Origin of the sequence: Streptomyces sp. NPDC001401 (assembly GCF_042895385.1) — a bacterium.
Lineage (GTDB): Bacteria > Actinomycetota > Actinomycetes > Streptomycetales > Streptomycetaceae > Streptomyces.
In genome coordinates, this window is record NZ_JBIAWI010000040.1 from 1 (window position 1) to 18,277 (window position 18,277).

16 protein-coding genes and 2 pseudogenes are annotated in these 18,277 nt (G+C 71.7%); 12 read left to right on the plus strand and 6 right to left on the minus strand.

Going from position 1 to position 18,277, the window contains the following annotated elements; all coding sequences use genetic code 11:
* The first annotated feature begins 82 nt into the window (after nt 1-82).
* Both ACFY10_RS54450 and ACFY10_RS54455 read left to right on the plus strand, forming a co-directional pair.
* Nucleotides 83-661, plus strand: a complete 579-nt coding sequence (locus ACFY10_RS54450; protein WP_390672909.1) for an IS607 family transposase — start codon at nt 83-85, stop codon at nt 659-661.
* Nucleotides 654-2,285: pseudogene (locus ACFY10_RS54455) on the plus strand (IS200/IS605 family accessory protein TnpB-related protein). Before ACFY10_RS54450 ends, ACFY10_RS54455 begins: the two are co-directional and overlap by 8 nt.
* Before the next feature lie 88 nt (nt 2,286-2,373).
* Here the strand turns inward: ACFY10_RS54455 and ACFY10_RS54460 are convergent.
* From ACFY10_RS54460 to ACFY10_RS54480, 5 genes are all read right to left on the minus strand, one after another.
* On the minus strand, nt 2,374-3,600 hold the full coding sequence (locus ACFY10_RS54460) for a TIGR02679 family protein (protein ID WP_390672880.1): 1,227 nt from the start codon (nt 3,598-3,600) through the stop codon (nt 2,374-2,376).
* On the minus strand, nt 3,597-7,649 hold the full coding sequence (locus ACFY10_RS54465) for a TIGR02680 family protein (protein WP_390672881.1): 4,053 nt from the start codon (nt 7,647-7,649) through the stop codon (nt 3,597-3,599). The genes ACFY10_RS54460 and ACFY10_RS54465 overlap by 4 nt, the downstream gene beginning before the upstream one ends.
* A complete protein-coding gene (locus ACFY10_RS54470; RefSeq protein ID WP_390672882.1) occupies nt 7,649-8,899 on the minus strand; it encodes a TIGR02678 family protein in 1,251 nt (416 codons plus the stop codon). Before ACFY10_RS54470 ends, ACFY10_RS54465 begins: the two co-directional genes overlap by 1 nt.
* Complete coding sequence (locus ACFY10_RS54475) at nt 8,896-10,479, minus strand: TIGR02677 family protein (RefSeq protein ID WP_390672883.1); 1,584 nt, start codon at nt 10,477-10,479, stop codon at nt 8,896-8,898. Before ACFY10_RS54475 ends, ACFY10_RS54470 begins: the two co-directional genes overlap by 4 nt.
* Before the next feature lie 308 nt (nt 10,480-10,787).
* Nucleotides 10,788-11,396 carry a hypothetical protein gene (locus ACFY10_RS54480; RefSeq protein WP_390672884.1) on the minus strand — a complete coding sequence of 203 codons (609 nt, stop codon included), beginning with the start codon at nt 11,394-11,396 and terminating at the stop codon, nt 10,788-10,790.
* 198 nt (nt 11,397-11,594) lie between these two features.
* Between ACFY10_RS54480 and ACFY10_RS54485 the strand changes: the two are divergent.
* From ACFY10_RS54485 to ACFY10_RS54510, 6 genes and pseudogenes are all read left to right on the plus strand, one after another.
* Nucleotides 11,595-12,217, plus strand: a pseudogene (locus tag ACFY10_RS54485) (transposase); the annotation flags it as partial.
* Nucleotides 12,218-12,292: 75 nt separating this feature from the next.
* Entirely contained in the window at nt 12,293-12,673 is a 381-nt protein-coding gene (locus ACFY10_RS54490; protein ID WP_390672885.1) for a hypothetical protein, read from the plus strand.
* Between the two features lie 281 nt (nt 12,674-12,954).
* A complete protein-coding gene (locus ACFY10_RS54495; protein ID WP_390672886.1) occupies nt 12,955-13,212 on the plus strand; it encodes a hypothetical protein in 258 nt (85 codons plus the stop codon).
* Between the two features lie 213 nt (nt 13,213-13,425).
* Nucleotides 13,426-13,716 (plus strand): CPCC family cysteine-rich protein, encoded by a 291-nt coding sequence (locus ACFY10_RS54500; RefSeq protein WP_390672887.1) that lies wholly within the window; start codon nt 13,426-13,428, stop codon nt 13,714-13,716.
* A 283-nt stretch (nt 13,717-13,999) separates the two neighbouring features.
* Entirely contained in the window at nt 14,000-14,263 is a 264-nt protein-coding gene (locus ACFY10_RS54505) for a hypothetical protein (RefSeq protein WP_390672888.1), read from the plus strand.
* A gap of 134 nt (nt 14,264-14,397) precedes the next feature.
* Nucleotides 14,398-14,763, plus strand: a complete 366-nt coding sequence (locus ACFY10_RS54510) for an SDR family oxidoreductase (protein WP_390672910.1) — start codon at nt 14,398-14,400, stop codon at nt 14,761-14,763.
* Nucleotides 14,764-14,921: 158 nt separating this feature from the next.
* On the opposite strand, the gene ACFY10_RS54515 is transcribed toward ACFY10_RS54510, so the two are convergent.
* A complete protein-coding gene (locus ACFY10_RS54515) occupies nt 14,922-15,764 on the minus strand; it encodes a ribonuclease BN (protein ID WP_390672889.1) in 843 nt (280 codons plus the stop codon).
* 155 nt (nt 15,765-15,919) lie between these two features.
* On the opposite strand from ACFY10_RS54515, the gene ACFY10_RS54520 reads away from it, so the two are divergent.
* The 4 genes from ACFY10_RS54520 to crcB (ACFY10_RS54535) all read left to right on the plus strand — a co-directional run bounded on the left by ACFY10_RS54520 (nt 15,920) and on the right by crcB (ACFY10_RS54535) (nt 18,262).
* The gene (locus tag ACFY10_RS54520) at nt 15,920-16,882 is read left to right on the plus strand and encodes an SMP-30/gluconolactonase/LRE family protein (protein WP_390672911.1); all 963 of its coding nucleotides are present in this window, start codon (nt 15,920-15,922) and stop codon (nt 16,880-16,882) included.
* A gap of 170 nt (nt 16,883-17,052) precedes the next feature.
* The gene (crcB, locus tag ACFY10_RS54525) at nt 17,053-17,514 is read left to right on the plus strand and encodes a fluoride efflux transporter CrcB (RefSeq protein WP_390672890.1); all 462 of its coding nucleotides are present in this window, start codon (nt 17,053-17,055) and stop codon (nt 17,512-17,514) included.
* Nucleotides 17,511-17,891, plus strand: coding sequence for a DUF190 domain-containing protein (locus ACFY10_RS54530; protein ID WP_390672891.1), 381 nt, complete (start codon nt 17,511-17,513; stop codon nt 17,889-17,891). The genes crcB (ACFY10_RS54525) and ACFY10_RS54530 overlap by 4 nt, the downstream gene beginning before the upstream one ends.
* Nucleotides 17,888-18,262: a fluoride efflux transporter CrcB gene (gene crcB / locus ACFY10_RS54535; RefSeq protein WP_390672892.1), complete on the plus strand. Its 375-nt coding sequence runs from the start codon at nt 17,888-17,890 to the stop codon at nt 18,260-18,262. Before ACFY10_RS54530 ends, crcB (ACFY10_RS54535) begins: the two co-directional genes overlap by 4 nt.
* Nucleotides 18,263-18,277: the final 15 nt, after the last annotated feature.

Consider the following 18,277-nt stretch of genomic DNA (forward strand, 5'->3'; position numbering starts at 1 on the left):
CCCTGTTCTCATGCATCCACCCGGCCAAGATCACCCGACCAGGCACCTTGTTCGACCAGAACCGTCCTCATGATCGATAGGAATACGGCTTCTCACGGAATGGGCGAAGACGCAGGGTGTGCATCCGCAGACCGCGTATCGCTGGTTCCGTGAGGGGACGCTGCCAGTACCGGCTCAGCGGGTCGGCCCGCGCACGATCCTCGTGAACATTGGGGTCAACGCCGCGCCCGAGGCGATCGGCGGGCTGGGCCTGTATGCCCGTGTTTCCTCCCATGACCAGAAGACCGACCTGGAGCGGCAGGTCGCCCGGCTGTCCCAGTGGGCGGTGCAGGCCGGCCACCGGGTGCTGCGGGTGGAGGCGGAGATCGCATGCGGTATGAACGGTGCCCGCCCCAAAGCCAAGCGACTGCTGGCCGATCCGGACGTGACCACGGTGGTGGTCGAGCACAAGGACCGGCTGGGCCGGATGAACACTGAACTCGTCGAAGCCGCCCTGTCCGCACATGGGCGCCGCCTCGTGGTCCTTGATGACGGCGAGGTCGAGGACGACCTGGTGCGCGACATGGTGGAGGTGCTGACCTCGTTCTGTGCTCGCCTGTACGGTCGCCGGTCGGCGAAGAACCGGGCCCGCAAGGCTTTGGAGGCCGCCGAGCATGGCTGACTTCGCACTGCGCACGATCGAGGCGCCGTTCGTTGCGCTGGGCCCGTCCGGGGTGGCGGTCCGCACCAGCATCAAGGGCATGTCCCAGCGGGACCGTGAGGTGCTGCCGCTGGTGGGCGCGCACCTGGGTTCGCTGGCTTGTGCCGACCTCAAGGCACGTTGCCGGGCGGGTACCGATCACGACAGCGACCAGTGGGCGGAGCGCAAGCGGGCCCTGACCGAGGAGTCGTCCTCGCGCTGGGCCGGGAGTATCACGAAGGCCACCCACGACTAGTGGGGCCTGGCGCGCCGTGCCCAGCTCGCCCACATCCACAACCTTGAGGCCGGGGTGCGTACGATCGCGCACCGCCTGTCCCAGCCGGTCGGGGAGAAGGGCACGAAGGGGGTGCCGGGCGGCTACCGCACGAAGCAGGAGTGGTTCCAAAAGACCCGGCGCCTGCGTGTGCTGGAAGACCGGCTGGAGCGCGAGCGGTCCGACCGTGAGGCCGGTGTCGTGCACGTGGTGCGGGGCGGGAAGCGACTGGCTCGCAACCGGCACAATCTGGAAGCTGCCCAGCTCACCGAGTACGAGTGGCGCAGGCGCTGGGATGCCGGACGCTGGTTCCTCCAGGCAGACGGGGAGTCGGGGAAGCGATTTGGGAACGAGACCATCCGCGTCAGCTCCGACGGCGAGGTCAGCATCAAGCTCCCGGCTCCGCTGGCTCCTCTGGCCAACGGCCCGCGCGGCCGGTACGTGCTCGACGGCCGGATCGACTTCCGGCACCGCGGCGAAGAGTGGGCCGACCGCGTATCGGCGAACCGTGCTGTCGCCTACCGCATCCACCTGGACGTGGACCGGGGCCGCTGGTACCTCACCGCGTCGTGGACGATCCCGCCGGTCCAGACCGTTCCCCTGACCGCAGCCAGGACGAACGGTCTCATCGGTGTGGACACCAACGCCGACCACTTCGCAGCGTGGCGTCTGGATGAGCACGGCAACCCGATGGGTGGGCCCCGCCGGTTCTTCTACGACCTCGACGGGCCGGCCACCTACCGGGACGCCCAGGTGAGGCACGCCCTCACCGGCCTCCTTCGCTGGGCACGGCGCGAAGGCGTCTCCATCGCGATCGAGGACCTGGACTTCGGCGCGGAGAAGACGCGGGAGAAGCACGGCCGCAGGAAGCGGTTCCGCAAGCTGATCTCCGGCATGCCCGTCGCCAAACTGCGGGCACGGCTCGTGTCGATGGCCGCCGAACTCGGCATTACCATCGTCGTCGTCGACCCCGCCTACACCTCCCGCTGGGGCGCCGAGCACTGGCAGAAGCCCCTCAGCAGCAAGAACCGCAAGACCACCCGCCATGACGCCGCTGGCGTCGCGATCGGGCGACGCGCTCTCGGGCACCGCGTCCGGCGACGGACGGCACCGCCCCCACACGACCAGAGCGATCGTGTGGGGCATCGGACCGCCCAGGCCGGACACGGTACCCTCGGGCGTGAGGAAACCCGCCCCCGCATCCCCGGACCACGGACACGATCCGTGTCGCCGGACGCGGCGCGAACGCGGGTGACCAGCGCATCAACAACCGTTCGGGATGCGCCAGTTGACCAGGTTTGGGTCCAAGACTCACTCCCGCTCACTGAATAGGAACGGTTGGGGATGCCGGGAGGCGCCATGCGGACGCTCGAAGCGAGGTAAACCGCACCGCGTCCCAGCTGCCGCACCTCAGCAGCGCTCATTCGAAGTGCCGGGCAAAGGGCTCCAGGTCGGCGAGGAGGACGTCCGCCATGTGCTCCTCGAGGACGGCTGTGCCGCACTGGTGCAGGGCGGGCGCGAGGTCGGGGTCCCACGGGGCGTCGGTGAGGCGGCCGGGTGGTGGGCCGGTGGGGGAGTGCCTGTGTGCCGAGCGGTAGTCGGCGGCGGACATGCGCCAGGCGGACGCTCCCGTGGCGGCGAGGACGTGCGCGGCGATGCGCAGGCCCTCGCCGTCGAAGTCGCCGTGGTAGTGCAACGGGGCGCCGGCCGCGGCGAGTTGGCGCAGGAGGAGGACGACCGCACTGTTCGGCCAGCCCGCCGCGCACACCAGGGCCGGGCAGGCGGGGCCGAAACGGTGCAGGGCCAGGGCGAGGATGCTCGGGTTTTCCGTGATGTGCACGTCCGTCGGCGGCAGGTGCAGGTGGCCGGGGTTGCGGAGCTGGGCCAGGGAGAGGTGTGTGGCGTGGCCGGCGTCCGTGTATGCGGTGAGGGCGCGGGCCACCGGCCCGGTTCCGGCGGGGCGCAGGCCTGCCGCCAGGACAGTGGTCGACAGGGCGTCGTCGGCGATGCCGGCCCTGCTCCACAGGGCGCGGCGGTCGGCTGCGCAGGCCGGTGGGTCGGTGTCATGCAGGGCGGCCAGGGCGCGCAGCACCACACCGGCCAGGCGGGTGCCGTCGTCAAGGGCGTGGGCGTTGCCGAGGCGGGCCGCCGCGAACACCGGGAGTGGATCGCCCGGCGCGGGCAGGACCGCAAGGACGGTCAGGGCGTCCTGGAGCAGGCGGCGGGTCGCGTCGGCCGAGCCCCGTACGAGGCCGGAGCGGCGCAGGTGCGTGGTCCACGGGGCGAGTGCGGGCTGGGCGGTGACCACGGGGTGGGACTCCAGCCAGTGCCACAGCGCGGCGCGTTCGGTGCGGTCGGCCTCCCGGTCGGCCGCGCGGTCGCCGAGCGGCCCGAGCACGGCCTCCGCCACGGCCCGGCTGTCCGCGCCGACGCCGGCGAGCAGCGCCTCGTCCAACCGGGCCAGCGTCACGGTCGTACGGGCCTGGGGCAGTCGGTCGAGGCCGAGCAGGTCGGCCAGCGCCTCGCGGGCGGGCTGGTCCAGGGGGCCGACCGTCACGCGGCTGACCGGGCGGCCGGAGGACAGCCGGTCGTGCACCGCCCGCCACAGCGGCGCCAGTTCGGGACGGTCCAGGACGTGAGGGCTCATGCCGGGGCCTCGTCGGGCAGCAGTCCCGCGCCGTCCCACACGAAGCGTGCGGTGGTCACGGCATCGTCGTCGCCGTCCGTGATCAGCTGGTGGACGGCGATGCCGTCGAGCTCGCGGTAGGTGCACCACTCGTGGTCGGAGGTGAGCAGCAGGTCGAGGTCGAGGGAGCACAGCAGGGCGAAGACCTGGCCCCGGTTGGTGGCGTCGACGCCGACGAACACCTCGTCGAGCAGGATGAGGCGGGGCGCCTCGGGCACCGCGTGGTAGTGGGCGGCGACCGCCGCGAACAGCGGCAGGTGCAGCGCGATGGCCTTCTCGCCGCCCGAGAGCGCGCCGTGCAGCTTCTTCGTCAGCAGCTGCCAGCCCAGGCCGTTCGCGCGATCCAGCCGGACCACGAACTGGTGCCAGGCCGTGTAGTCGAGGACCTGCGCGAGCTGTTCCTCCCAACTGCCCGCCGTCTGGCTCGCCCTGGCCTCCTCGATGCGTTCGCGGAAGAAGTGGTGCAGTGCCTCGTGGTCGGCGTCGGTGAGCCGGACCGGGTCCTTGAGCAGCAGGTCGCGGGCGGCCCGGGTGCCCGGCGGCAGCGCGGGATCGACCTGCCACACCAGCTGGACGGCGACCCGGGAGGCGGTGCGCACCCGCTCCAGGCGGGCGTTCATGGTGTCGACCAGCTCGTTCGCCTGGCGGATGCGGGTGGCGAGATGGCGCCGGGTGTCCCCGGTCAGGATCCGGTCGAACAGGCCGCGCTCCCCGGCGGTGATGTCGTCTCGCCCGCGGTCGCGCTCCTCGGTCAGCGCGGCGAGTATCCCGGCGGCGCCGAGCAGTGCGCCGTCGACGGAGGCGGTGAGCAGGTGCAGGTCCTCCTGGGCCTCCAGATGGACGTCAGCGCGCTCGCCGAGGATCTCGGCGGTGGCGTACCGGGTCTCGGCCAGGCGCTCCAGGGCGTCCGCGATGTTCTTGGGGGAGTGCGCTACGGCGGAGAAGCGGACGGCGATCGCCCGCGCCGCCTCCAGCGTGGCCGTCACCTTCGCGTCGGATGCCAGCTCGATGCCGTCCAGGCCGGCGTCGGCGCCCAGGCCGAGCGCGAGGCAGTGGCGCAGCCGTTCGGCGGCCGCGTCGCGGACGGCGATCGAGGTGTCCCGCTGCTCGGCGGCGGTGGTGCGCTGGCTGTCCAACGAGCCGATGATCGTGGCCAGTTGGATGAGGGTCTGGGTCAGCTGCCGGGCGGTGCGTTCGAGCCGGCCGGCCTCGGTGCGCAGTTCCTCTATGCGGGCGAGGACGTCCTGGTACTGGGCGCCCGCGGTGCGCTCGGCCTCCTCCACGGCGGCCGTGAGGGAGCCCGCCTCCGTCTCCGCCTCGCGGGCCTCGCCCTCGCGTTGCCCGGCGCCGCGTCCCGCCCGCTCGGCCCGTTGGCCGGCCTCGGCGGCCGCGCTGCGCAGGGCGGCCAGGCGCACCGAGGCCAGCAGCCACTGGCCCGCCGCCTCGCGCAGGGTCTCGGTGTGCTCGACCAGCCGGCCGAGCGCCTTCTCGTCGGCCGGCAGTCCGTGTTCGGCGGCGAGCGCATCGAGGGCCTGCCGGGCCAGGGCCACCTCGCGCTCACGGTTCGCCAGCACCGTCGCGGCGGTGCGTACGGCGTCGTCGCGGGCGGCGGCGTCCGCCTCGGCGCGGTCCAGGGCGCGGCGGGCGGTGGTCAGCGCCGTGTGGTCGGGGCGGTTGTGGCGCTCCAGGTCCAGGGTGCGGCGGCGGTCGGCGAGCAGCGCGCTTTCGGTGTCGCAGGAATGGATCGACGCGTCCAACTCCTCGATTTGGGCGACGAGTTCGTCGATACGACGACGGCGGGCGCGCTCGCGTGCCAAGGCGCCGATGTGGGCGGACTCGGGCTTGGCCCAGCTGCCCGTGGCGGCGGCCAGCCGCCAGGTGCCGTCCGCGCCGATGGCGGCCGCCGGGCCCTCCGGGAGGGTGTCGCCGTACGCGATCGAGGACAGCAGCCGCTCGATCCGCGCGGCCTGTACGGGTGCGTCGGCCTCCGGCCGCAGCACGTCCGTCAGGTTCCGGCCGCCCGCGGCCGTCGGGGACCACTCCGCCTCCGCGAACGTGTCGTGCCCGACGGCCACCAGCCCGCCGAACGGGCCCACCCACGCGTCGAGCAGCCCCGACGCCTCCAACGCGGCCTCCACGGCGGCCTGTTGGGCGGGCGGAACGGTGTCGTGGAAGGCGACGAGTTTCCACAGCGGCGCCCCGGGCCGTGCGGTGCGGTCGGCGGTACGGGTGTGCGGCGGCTCGGGCGGCAGGTCCGTCGTCGCCTCCAGGCGGGCCGCCTGCTCGGCCGCTTGCGCACGCTCGGCGGCGAGGGTTCGGCGCTGCTGTCCGGCCATGGTCTCTGCGGTGGTCAACTCCCGCTCCACGGACCGCGCCAAGGCTTCCGTGAGCGCCAGCACCTCGGCCTCGGAGGCCGCCTGCTCCGCCAGCTCCCGCACGGCGGCCGCGTCGAAGCGCAGCTCCGCGCAGCCGCCCGCCCATTGCTCGAGCCGTACGGCCTGCGCCTCGACCGCCGCCGCATACGCCCCGGCCGTCTCCTCGCACCGTCCGCTCGCCTCGGCCAGCGCCGCCCGTGTCACCTCCAGGGCCTCCTCGGCCGCCGACCGGGAGCGCACCGCGTCCCGGTGCGTGTCCACGGCGCCGCGCACGTCGGCGATCTGCCCGAGCCGACCGCGCACCGCGCCGGAGATCAGCTGCCGGGCACGGTTGTCCTCGCCGTCGGCGAGCGCCGCCGCCGTCTCCGTGCAGGCCGCTGTGAGGCCGGCCGCCCGCGCGGCCTGCCAGGTCTCCTCCTCGGCGGTACGCGTGCGGCCCTGCTGGGCGTCGGCCTCCCTAAGGGCCCCGGCCGCACGTTCCGCCTCCTCCTCGGCCTCGGCCCGTGCCGCGTCCGCCGTGGCGCGCCGCTCCTCGGCCGTGGCCCGGGCCTGGCCGGCCTGGCGGCGCAGCCGGTCCAGTTCGCGGCCCTGGCGGTACTCCTCCGAGTCGGTCAGCACCTCGATCCGGGACGCCAGCTCCCCGATCAGCTCCTGCGCCTCGGTCAACTGCTGTTCGGCCGTGGCCCGTTCGGCGACGGCGCGCTCGAAGGCCTCTTCGGTCTCGCGGGCGGCACGGGTGTGGTTGTCCATCTCCGTGGTGGCGGAGACCAGTTCGGCGGCGCGGGCGCGCAGGACACGCTGGGCGTACGAGCGCTGGCGCGCGGCGAGCCGTCCGGCGGCCTCCACCCGCTCGTCCATGCGGGCCAGTTCCTCCCGCCGCCGGTCCAACCGCTCGAAGCCGTCGGCCAGTTCGGAGATCTCGTCGCGATCCAGCGGCGGCAGGGCACGCGAGAGCAGCGTGGACAGCAGGGACGGGTCGAGCCGCTCGGACAGTTTCGGGGTGCGCAGTTGCAGCAGTGCGGTGATCAGGGCGTCGTAGCGCTGCTCGGACAGGCCCGGGAACAGGGCCTGCCGTACGGCCGCCCGGTAGTCGGCGGCCGTGTCGTGCACCTCGCCCCGGCCGGCCAGCGCCTCCTTCAGCGCGGCGACGGTGAGGGGCTGCCCCGCCTCGCCGACCAGCGACAGCCCGTCGTCCGCCCCGACCCGGGCCCGTACGGTGAAGAAGTCGACGCCCACCGACGTCGTGCGGGAGGTGGCCTGCAGCCGGGCGCCGATGGTGAACCAGCGCGGGCCGTCGGCCTCGTCCGTGCGGAACTCCAGCCACACATAGCCGACCCGGGTGACGCCGCTGGCGCCCTCGCCCATCAGGTTCCAGTGCATGGTGCGCTCGCTGCCGCCGAACGTGGACAGCCGGTTGGGCTTCAGGCTCGCGTCGAACAGGAAGGGCAGCAGCACCTCCAGTGCCTTCGACTTGCCGGTGCCGTTGGGCCCGCGCAGCAGCAGGCGTCCGCGGTGGAAGGTGAACACCTCGTCGTAATACCGCCACACGTTGAGGACGCCGGCCCGGGACGGGTGCCAGCGGCCCGTGTCCTGGCGGCGCGGTCCGGGAATCCCGGCCAGCTCGGTCACCGTCATCACTCGGCCCTTTCGTCACGCCGGTCGATGCCCGACAGCCGGTAACGGGCAGCGGCCGGGCGGGCCGTGACCCTGCCCGCGGCGCTGCGCGCGAGCCCGAAGCGGACCAGGACCCGTACGGCGTCCTCCGCCAGCCGTGCGGCACCGTCCTCGGAGCGGTACGCCTTGCCCCAGCCGGGGAAACGGGCCAGCAGGCCCTCCGCCTCGGCGGCCAGCCGTGCGGCGGAGCAGCCGTCGGTACTCTCGGTGAGCGCGTCGAGCAGCAGCAGGGCGGCCACCTTGGCATGGGAGGAGTCGTCCGGGAACTTCTCGTCCGTGGCCAGTGACTCCGGGTCGGCCAGCAGCCAGCCCTCGGCGCGCTCCTCCAGCACGAACCCCGCCTGCTCGGCGGCCCGCCGCATCACCTGGCGGCCTGTCAGCGATGTCAGATAGCCGAGCTGAGCCTCCGTCAACTCGTCCCGGTACACCACCGGATCGTCGAACAGCCGACGCAGCACGGTGTGCCGCAGCCACAGCGTGTGCTGCGCCGCCGACGCCTCGTCCTCCCCGCTGCCGTAGCGCCGCTCCTTGGTCAGCGCGGACATCAACTCTCCGAAACGGCCGGGTATTTCGGCGGGGGCCACCCCCGCGGCGGCGGAGAGGCGGGACGGGCTGCCCGGCGCCGAAAGCAGCCGCATCAGCACGCCCGACTGCACCCGGTACAGCACCTTCGCGTCGGCCGACTCCGTGTACGACTCGGTCGCCCCGTCGAGCACCGCGACCGCCCCGTAGGACTCCAGCAGGCGCAGCACGTCGACGAAGGCCATCCGCTCGGCGCGCTGCGCGGTGTCGAACGCGGGCAGCGCCTCGTCGGCCGACAGCGCCCGCGCCACCCGGTCGGCGAGCAGCCCCACCGTCGTCACCGGCACCGACAGCAGCTCGGCGCAGGTGACGCAGAGCAGGACGTAGCGGCGGCGGTCCAGCGGGGCGCGGCCCGAGCGTGGCCGGCGGGCCGGGCGGTCCCCGTCGGCTCCACTGCCGTAGGCGCGCACCTTGGACAGGCGGGCGTAGCCCTGGCGGGCCTCGACGACCAGCGGCCAGCCCAGCGTGTAGTCGAACCACCGGGTCAGCGGCTCGCGGCGGCGGCGCACCAGGTCGAAGGCGACCGGGTCGTCCTTCTCGGTGAGCAGCGGACGGGCCAGCAGGGTGCGGATGGCCCGGGCCACCTCCTCGCGCTCGGCGACGACCAGTTGGTTGGCGAGATTGCTCATCCGGCTCGGCGCTCCTGGTGCAAACCGTGGTCGGTCACTCGGGCCGAGGGACGGATCTCGACCACGTAGTCGGGGGCGGTCAGGCGCCCGTGCACGGTGCGCAGGATCGCCCGGCCCGGACCGTCCGGCGGGCGCAGCAGCACCTCCACCCGGCCGTCGCCGGTGACCGCGCGCCGCAGCCCGTCGCTGTCGGGGTGCACCGCCAGGGCCCGGCCCAGCAGGTCCAGGAGCCGTTCGAACACCCGGTGGTCCAGCTCGCCGAAGTGCGACAGGCGTACCGGTGCCGAGGCGCCGAGCAGGTCCCAGGCCGCCTCCAGTTCGGCCCGCTCCGCCCGGGCCCGCTCGGCACGGGCGGCCTTCACCGCCGCCACGTCACGCACCCGGCCGGTCCGGGTGAAGCGTTCCGTACGGCCGCTGGAGCGCAGCAGCGCCGACACCTCGACCGGCGGGGCCTCGCCCCAGCCCGCCGACGCGGGCACGACCTCCGGGTCGGGGTGGACGAGGTGGGCGTGGCGGGCGGAGCCGAGCCCGAAGGCCGTCGCCCACAGCAGGTGCAGGTCGTCCTCCGCCGGGGCCAGGGCGAACCAGCGGGCCAGCTCCCGGAAGTCCTCCGCGGCGCTGGACGACCTGAGCCGGGCCTGGTTGATCCGGTCCAGGACCTGCAGCAGCGTCACGATCGCCCGGCGCGCCACATGGTGCAGCTGCTCCACCCGGGCCGGAGCGCCGTCCTCGGGCAGGAACCAGACGCGCAACCCCTCCCAGCGGGCCCGCCGCGCCTGCAGCCAGGCGGGGGCCGGGTCGCCGCCCGCGAGCGGCGGCAACTCCGCGCCGGCCAGGGCCCGTTCGTGCAGCACGTCCACGCCCAGCTCCTCGACACGTGCCACCGCGCCCGCGATGGCATGCGCGCGCTGGTCGAGGTGGCTGAGGAACTCCTGCAGATACGCCACCGTCGCGGCCTTGACCTCGTGGAAGACGGCCAGATCCGCCCCGTCGGCGTGCAGCAGACGCTGCAGTTCCCCGTTGAACTGCTTGGTGTTGGAGCGCAGCGCGTCCAGGTGCCCCTCCAGCTCCTGCAGCGTCGTGAACAGCTGCCGGTCGCCCGAGGCGGCATCCGCCACCAACTCGGCCAGGGCGTGCAGCCGGTCGGAGATGGCGTCCAGGACGGCCGTCTGCAGGGCGCCGGACGAGGCGAGCACGGCCAGCGCGTGCTGCACCCCGGCGAACGCGGCCTCGCCGCGGCGGGTCAGCGAGTACTGCAGATTCCGCCGCTCGTACTCCTCGGCCGTCCGGTAGTTGCCCGCGTGATTCTGTACGGCGTCCAGCAGCCGCCACTCCCGCAGCTGCCGCAGCGCCGCCACCAGGTCCTCGTCGGCGAGCGCGTCGAACCAGCCCACACCGCGCAGCCGTTCGCGTACCTCGTCCAGGGACAGCGCGGTCACCAGCCGCTCGTTGGCCTCCCCGAAGGCGTGCAGGATCGCGCTGTACAGCGGTGCCCGCTCGCCCGTCGTGAACCGGAACATGTCGGCCGGAACCCGCAGTACCTGATCCACCCCGCCCTCGCCGCCTCCGCTCCTGGTCATGTCCTGACCAGGGTACGGCCAAGGGCCGGTGGCAGGGTGGGGCCATGGCGGTCCGGGGCCGGAACGGGCTGGTGAAGCGGTGCACTGCGAGGGCGAGGCGTGCGGCGGTCTTGAGCTGGTCAGGCCGATGCGAGAGCCCTGTCCGTCTGCGGTTCCAGCGGCGAACGCGGGAATTCCGGGCATGGCGGACGCGGTCATCCTGCCTGGCCGCACTGGCGCGCCGAGAAGTCGCGGTTCACCGCTGGCAGAGGCCCTGTTGCTGTGCCGGGGCCGTGTCCGGGCCGTAGACCGTGAGGAGTTCCACACTGTTAGCTCTCGTCAGGCCGCCTAGCCCAACCCAGGACCCCACGTCTGGACTCGGGCTGACCGGGTGCCATGCGCGGAGGCGCGGGTTCGAGCAGACTCCGCCACGGCATCTCCGGAACTTCTGGCTTCCGCGCTACGGACAGGCTCCGCCAGTTCGTCAAAGCGTTGACCACCTGCTCCAAGTACATGATCGTTTCGTGAAGCATCGCGTCTACGTCCACGCCGGAGACAGGACCGGGATCAACTTCTGCGTGGCGCTGCATGACCCGCAACGCGTCGTAGACCATGTTGTAGATCTCCTGGACGGCGAGGGACAAGGATCGTTCGGAGAGGGCTGCGATACGCACGATGCAGACCTCTCCGCACTTGTCGGCGGACTTCCAAAGCGCCTTCCAGTCGCCTCGTGGCTGTTCCCACGGACGTGGGCTGATGGCATCTTCCAGATCGAGTAGCGCCTTGGCGATGTCCTCGGCTGCCTGGTATGCGAGGTGCTCGCGCGCAATCTTCCGCTCGTGCCAACGAGTCGCGTAGAACGTCCCGACAGCCAAAATGCCCGACAGCGCGGAGCCCAGCAGGGCCGATCCGCTGCCATCCCAGAAAGCCCCAGCCAATTCGCTGCCCCCTTAAGCCCCGCGCAGTCTGACGGGAACCGCCATTGACGTCAGCAGGCGTATCGCAATGCGTCAACTAGTAGCGCTCAGGCCGACTCCATCTCGTTTGGGAACCGGGTGATGCGCCCCCCAAAGCCGCTCCGTAAGTTGTTCGGTGGCCTGGCAGGGCCGGATGTGGCTTCAAAGCAGCTTGCCGACCGTGGCTTGGCTGGAGTGGCCGCCTGGCTCGTCAATCGAGGAGTCCGCGACGGGGACAGTCCGGCCGCCACGGCCGTGGAAGCGGCCCAGACTCAGCAGACCGCGCTGCCCGGCGAGGACACCGCCGCACAGATCGCCGCCGACCTGGCGACTCAGATCCTGGCCCTGGACGACCGGCTGGGACGCATCGACGGGCAGATCCGCGACGCCTTCCGCACCCACCCACAGGCCGAAGTCATCGAGCCGCTGCCCGGCATGGGCCCATCCTCGGAGTGGGGTTCATCGTCGCCGCGGGCGACATGACTGCCTACGCCGACGCCGGCCACCTGGCTTCAGCAGCTGGCCTGGTCCCCGTCCCCCGCGATTCCGGCCGCCGCACCGGCAACCTGCACCGCCCCAAGCGCTACAGCCGCCTCCTACGCAGAGTCTTCTGCCTCTCCGCGCAGACCAGCATCATGCGCGACGGCCCCAACCGGGAGTACTGCCTCAACAAGGGCGAAGAGGGCTGCAAGCACGTTCAGGCCGTCATCGCCCTTGCACGACGACGGACCAGCGTGCTCTGGGCTCTGCTACGCGACAACAGGGCCTTCACTCCCACCCCACCCATCACGCAGACGGCTTGACTCAATCGTTGAGCCTCCGCCGACCTCCGTCACCGACGATGCGAGTAACGTCGCGCTACCGTCAACGGGAGCCCAATGATCAGGATCGAATATCGCCAGACTGGCCCGTACGTGGACCAAGGCCAGGAGAACCGCGAAGAAGTGGACCTCGCCTTGGTCAGCCGCTCTGACCTGCGCTGGTACGACTTTCTGTGGTCCATGAAGGGTGCACTCGAACACCTGGAGCGGGGCGAGCGCACGACGATCGGCTTCACCGAGAACGCCGAGCTGATCGACTTCGTCCCGGAAGATGACAAGGTGCGGGTCGCGTGCACATACGCAGCGGCAGAGGCGGTCTGCGAACGCGTCGATCTCAGGAACGCCTGGCTGCTCTTTCAAGAGGCCGTACTGACGCGGCTCGGCGTCGAGTATCCAAGACTCATGGCTAACCCAGTGTTCGCGGAACTCCAGATCTGAGCTTCTCATCTGAGGCGGCCGTGCAGCGTGTGCTGGGTCGACGCCACAGAGCCGGCGGCGTGGTCACGGCCGGTGGGGGTGCAGCGAGGCAGACGCGCGCCTGATCGGTCGGTGTGCCCGCCGTCGTGGCTGACTTTCGTCGGCCGAGGCACAGCCGATCTCCGAGACGAGGTGCCGCCCGCCCCAGCGGAGGGCGCCCATGGCCTTGACTCGGTCATTGAAACTCCAGCCCAAAGCCGCTTGGCCGACCGTGTGGAAAAGGTGCAGGTCACGGCAGGGAAATGGACCTTGGCAAGAGCGCGGTCACCTGTCACGATCTAGCCGTGGTCAACCTTTCGAAGATCGCGAGACAGGCAGACGTTCTCCTCGACCTGATGGGCGTGGCGGTCGGTTCACTGCTGCTGGTGATCGGTGTCGAGACCTACCGCGGAGGTGGATCCGTGGGCTGGCCCATCGCCGGATCGGTGCTGTTCTTGGTCAACCTCTGGGTAGCCTGCCGTCGATTCGCCCGGCGCAGGAAGCCGACACCGTCGACGTAGCCGCGCACAGGCAGCCACCCGGGCCCCTTGCGTGCCCGATGGGAGAGCAAGCAGCGGGGACCAAGGGGGAACGTCGGCGATCCTTCCGAGAACACGCAGGCCAACGTTCTGCCAGGTCAGGCTGGATCCGCATACGCGATCTTCCAAACCGGGGCTGTAGATCGAGCCGCATATCCAGATGCGCCGACAGCGGAGCTTCGCCAGGATGCGGCCGTGACCGAACCCTCCATCAACGTGAACCACAGCCCCATGGGCGGGCCGTATCGGTGTCCGTGCTGCGGCTACCTGACCCTTGCCGAGCGCGGCCTCTACGAGATCTGCCCCGTGTGTTTCTGGGAGGACGACGGCCAGGACGATCACGACGCCGACAGGGTACGCGGCGGCCCGAACGGTCGGCTGAGTCTGACGGAGGCCCGTCAGAACTTCCACGCCATCGGCGCCAGCGACCAGCGGCGGACCCAGTTCGTTCGGGAACCGCTGTCACAGGAGCATCCACTGTCCTGACATCACCGGTTGACATCAACGTCGCCAGATGATGGCCGGCAGGGCCAACCAGCGGGCGGATCGGTGCTACACACGGACCTGGCTCCTGAAGCGGCGGGCAGCATGGCTGCTGTACAGCGGGGAAGCAAAGCAACCACCGCGACCAGCCCCGACCACCACCGGCCCTGAGGGGCCATCAGACGTGCCCGGCAAAATTCAGTGGCCACCATGCCCATAGTTCGCACCGCCGACCTCCGATCGATGACAACGAGTCGCGGCATCCAGACCGGTCCTGGAAGACGACGTGCCCATTGACGCCGCGATGACGTGGTCAGACCATGACGTTGTGCCTCCGATGACGGTTCATCTGCCAGCCGAGCTGGAGATCCGGCTCGCCGAGGCCGCGCGCGCGGACGGGAAGACCGAGACCGATCTGATCGTCGAAGCGGTCGAACAGTTCCTCGACTTCCGGCGTGCGACCGCGGACGTGCCTGTTCCCCGTTTTGCCAGGAGGATGGGTCCGCTGGCTCCGTCGGCGCAATGTTCGGATACGAGGCCAGGTGTCTAGGCTGCGGCGGGCGCGGGTTGCATGGAGCGGCGCGCAGATCGATCATGTCGGCAGGTACGGCGCTGAGTTGGGCCTGCAGGTCATGGGAGTCCGCCCCACAGATGGCGGACTTGAACTGTCTGTAGGGCAGGGGCATCCGGGTCAACACGGTCGCGCCGGTCGCGATCGACGCCCCCGGAGTCGACATCGCCATCGGCGAGGAGAACGTGGCCGCCGTCAAGGCGGAACTCGCGGCGGGAGTGCCGATCGGTCGCAGGGGGCGCCCGGAGGAGGTCGCCGCCGCGGTGGCCTTCCTCGCCTCCGCGGACAGCAGCGTCGTGCTCGGCACCACCCTGCACGTCAACGGCGGCGAGAACCAGTTCGGGACCCCGCCACGCGGAGTCCCGAACTGTCGCGGGCGAGTCGTCGCCTGCGACATTCCGCCTGGCCGACACGAGCATCCGCGCAGCACGCTCAGACTGGACACGGAGCGTAAGGTCACTCCGACCGGTAGGGCGTAGCCGACGGTGAACTCGCCGGTGAAGTCGGTGGCGGAGTCTGCGTCGGGCCGGCCGTTGCGGTTCAGGGAGGCGGTCCGGCGCGCACCCGGCGGTGGGCCGCACTCGACTACGAGCAAGTCGAGCGACTACCGAGGACAACGGTAGTCAGGGTCAGCGCACTAGGAACGCATGGCCGAGGGCCCCTGCCCGCGGTCCGTCGGTGCCCGTGCCGTCCGCTCGGGCGGGTCAGGCGGCTCGTCGAGGTGGCCGAGCCACTCGCATATGAGCCGGCCCAGCAGCGCACCGCCGTAGACGACGAAGCCCACGCCGACCAGCCAGGACTCCACCACCAGGACCGTACCGACCGGGCCGTAGCTGATCGCGTTGGTGACCAGGAGCGGGGTGAACACCAGGTACGAGAAGGCGCGCAGGCCGACCAGGCCGGCCATCGTGGCCAGCGCACCGGGCAGCAGATACCGCCAGGGCACCTGGCGGCTGAGCAGGAAGTGCGGTCCCCACCAGAAGAACAGCACGCCGACGCCCATGCTGAGCAGAATGCGGGACGGACCCTCCAGCACGGTGCGGGTCTGCACCTGGGCGTACAGGTACCCCATGAGCATGACCAGCCAGACCGCGTGCCGCCAGATCCGGTGCCACGGAGCGGCGGCCGTCTTCCAGATCCGCTCGTAGCCGTTCTGCACGCTCGAGGCGAAGGACATGCCGAACAGCGCGAGCAGCGCCACGCTCAGGGCGCTGGTGGTGCTGATCACCTTGCGGGTCGGTCCGAAGACGTGCGCGAGGGCGTCGGCGGACTTGCCGTTCAGGGCCATGCCGTCCACCAGCCACAGGGCGAAACCGTGGTGCCCCAGCGGGTCCGCCGCGGCCACCAGGATCAGCAGCGGCGCCAGCGTGACCAGGGCGAGGGTGGCGAATCCCATGGCCCGGTGCATCAATTCGAGCTCCGTGCCGCGCCGGTGCAGCTCGGCGAGCCCCAGCCGGTGCCAGGCGGCCAGCCGTGACATGGGGACCACCCCTTCCTCCGGCCCGGAGCTACCGGTGGTGGTGTCCTGAGTGGCCGGGAACGCGTCCCGGTAAACCTGATCGGGTGACGCGGCACCCGGTGGGCATCCCTACACATGCCAGCATGAGCTGTCCCGACCTCGACGAGGAGGTTTTCATGGACCGTCCCAGTGAACTCGTCCCGCTCCGGTACGTCGCCATCGGCGGCCGCGGCCCCGAGGACGTCGTCGCCGACGCCCGCGGCCGGGTGCTGACCGGGGTGGAGGACGGCCGCATCCTGCGCATCGACGGACTGACCGAGCCCACGGCCGCCCGCGTCGAGGTGCTCGCCGAAACCGGCGGCCGCCCGCTCGGCCTCGAATTGCTCCCGGACGACGCCCTGTTGGTGTGCGACGCCGAACTCGGACTGCTGCGCGTCGACCTCGGCCAGGGCATCGTGCGCATCCTCGCCGACTCGGTGGCGGGGGAGCGGCTGCGGTTCTGCAGCAATGCGGTCGCCCTGTCCGACGGCAGTGTCTGCTTCACCGTCTCCAGTCGCCGCTACCCGTTGGACCAGTGGATCGGCGACCTCGTGGAACACACGGGAACCGGCCGCCTGCTGCGCCTCGCCCCGGGCAGCGAGAGTCCCGAAGTCCTGCTGGAGGGGCTCCAGTTTGCCAACGGGCTGGCATTGAGCGCTGATGAATCGTTCCTCGTCGTCGCCGAGACCGGTGCGTGCCGGCTGACCCGCTACTGGCTCGCCGGCGACAGGGCCGGGCAGAGCGAACCCTTCGTCGAGAACCTCCCGGGCATGCCCGACAACCTCTGGCGAGGCGCCCCGGACGGCCCGATCTGGGTCTCCCTGGCCGGGCCCCGCGTCCCCCCGCTCGACCTGCTGCACCGCACCGGCCCGGCCGTCCGGGGCGCCGCCGCCCGCATCGCCGTCCGTGCCCCCTTCCGCCCCACCGGCACCATCGGCGCCCTCGCGGTCGACGACCAGGGGACGATCGTCCACCACCTCGCCCGCCGCCACTCCGGCTTCCGCATGGTGACCAGCGTCTGCGAGGCCGCCGGCCACCTGGTCCTGGGCAGCCTGTGGGAGCGGGGCATCGCGGTGTGCGAGCGGCCGGTCCCGAAGTGACCGGGGTCCGGGCCGGGCGCTACCCTGTTGCCCGGCCGCGAGCACCCGTCGCGGCGCGGCGGTGGGGCCCGCCGTACCCGAACCGCGGCAGTGGTGCCGCCAACGGTCCCTACTTGCGAAGGAGCGGCGCCCGCATGCCCCGGGCCCCGGCGAGTAGGAGACGTACGACCATGACAGCCCCGGAAGCCGAGAGCGTCCGCGCCCGCCCCCGCCCCCCGCGACCGCCCGCCTGGCGCACCCAGGCCCCGGTCGTCGCGGTGGTCGCACTCGGCGGAGCCCTCGGCGCCACCGCCCGCTACGCGGCCTCCCTGTGGTGGCCCGCCCAGCCCGGCGGATTCCCCTGGGCGACCTTCTGGACCAACGTCGTCGGCTGCGCCGTGATCGGCGTGTTCATGGTCGTCATCACCGACGTGTGGGCCGCCCACCGCCTCGTGCGCCCCTTCTTCGGCACCGGCGTGCTCGGCGGCTTCACCACCTTCTCCACCTACGCCGTCGACATCCAGAAGCTGGTCGACGCCGGCCACCCGCGCACCGGGCTGGCCTATCTCGCCGCGACCCTGCTCGCGGCGCTCACGGCGGTGTGGCTCGCGGTCACCGCGGCTCGCCGCGTCCTGAAGTGGAGGCAGCCATGACGAGGCTGACCGGCAGCGCGCTGCGCGTGACCGTGTTCATCGGCGAGAACGACACCTGGCACCACAAGCCGCTCTACTCGCAGATCGTGCACCGCGCCCACGCGGCGGGCCTGGCCGGCGCCAGCGTCTTCCGCGGTATCGAGGGCTTCGGCGCCTCCTCGCTGATCCACACCTCGCGGCTGCTGTCGCTGAGCGAGGACCTGCCCGTCGCGATCGTCATCGTCGACACCGAGGAACGCGTCCGCGCCTTCCTGCCGCAGCTCGACGAACTCGTCGGCGAGGGCCTCGTCATCCTCGACGACTGCGAGGTCATCCGGTACGTGGGCCGCGAGGACAGCTCCGGCAAAACGGATATGAAGGGTAAGAAGTCGTTGTGAACTGGCTGCTGGTCGTCGCGGGCGCCATGGTCGGCGCCCCGCTGCGCTACCTCACCGACCGCGCGGTGCAGTCCCGCCACGACTCGGTCTTCCCCTGGGGTACCTTCGCGGTGAACGTCACCGGCTGCCTGATTCTCGGCCTGCTGAGCGGCGCGGTGGCCGAGGGGGCCGCCGGCGCCCATCTGCAGCTGCTCCTCGGTACCGGCCTGTGCGGGGCCCTGACGACGTACTCGACCTTCTCCTACGAGACCCTGCGGCTGACCGAGACCGGGGCCGGGCTCTACGCTGCCGCCAACGTCGTCGGCAGTGTGGCGGCGGGCCTCGGTGCGGCATTCGTCGGGGTGTCGATCGCCCAGGCCGTGTGGGGGTAGGCGAGAGGCCTCCCT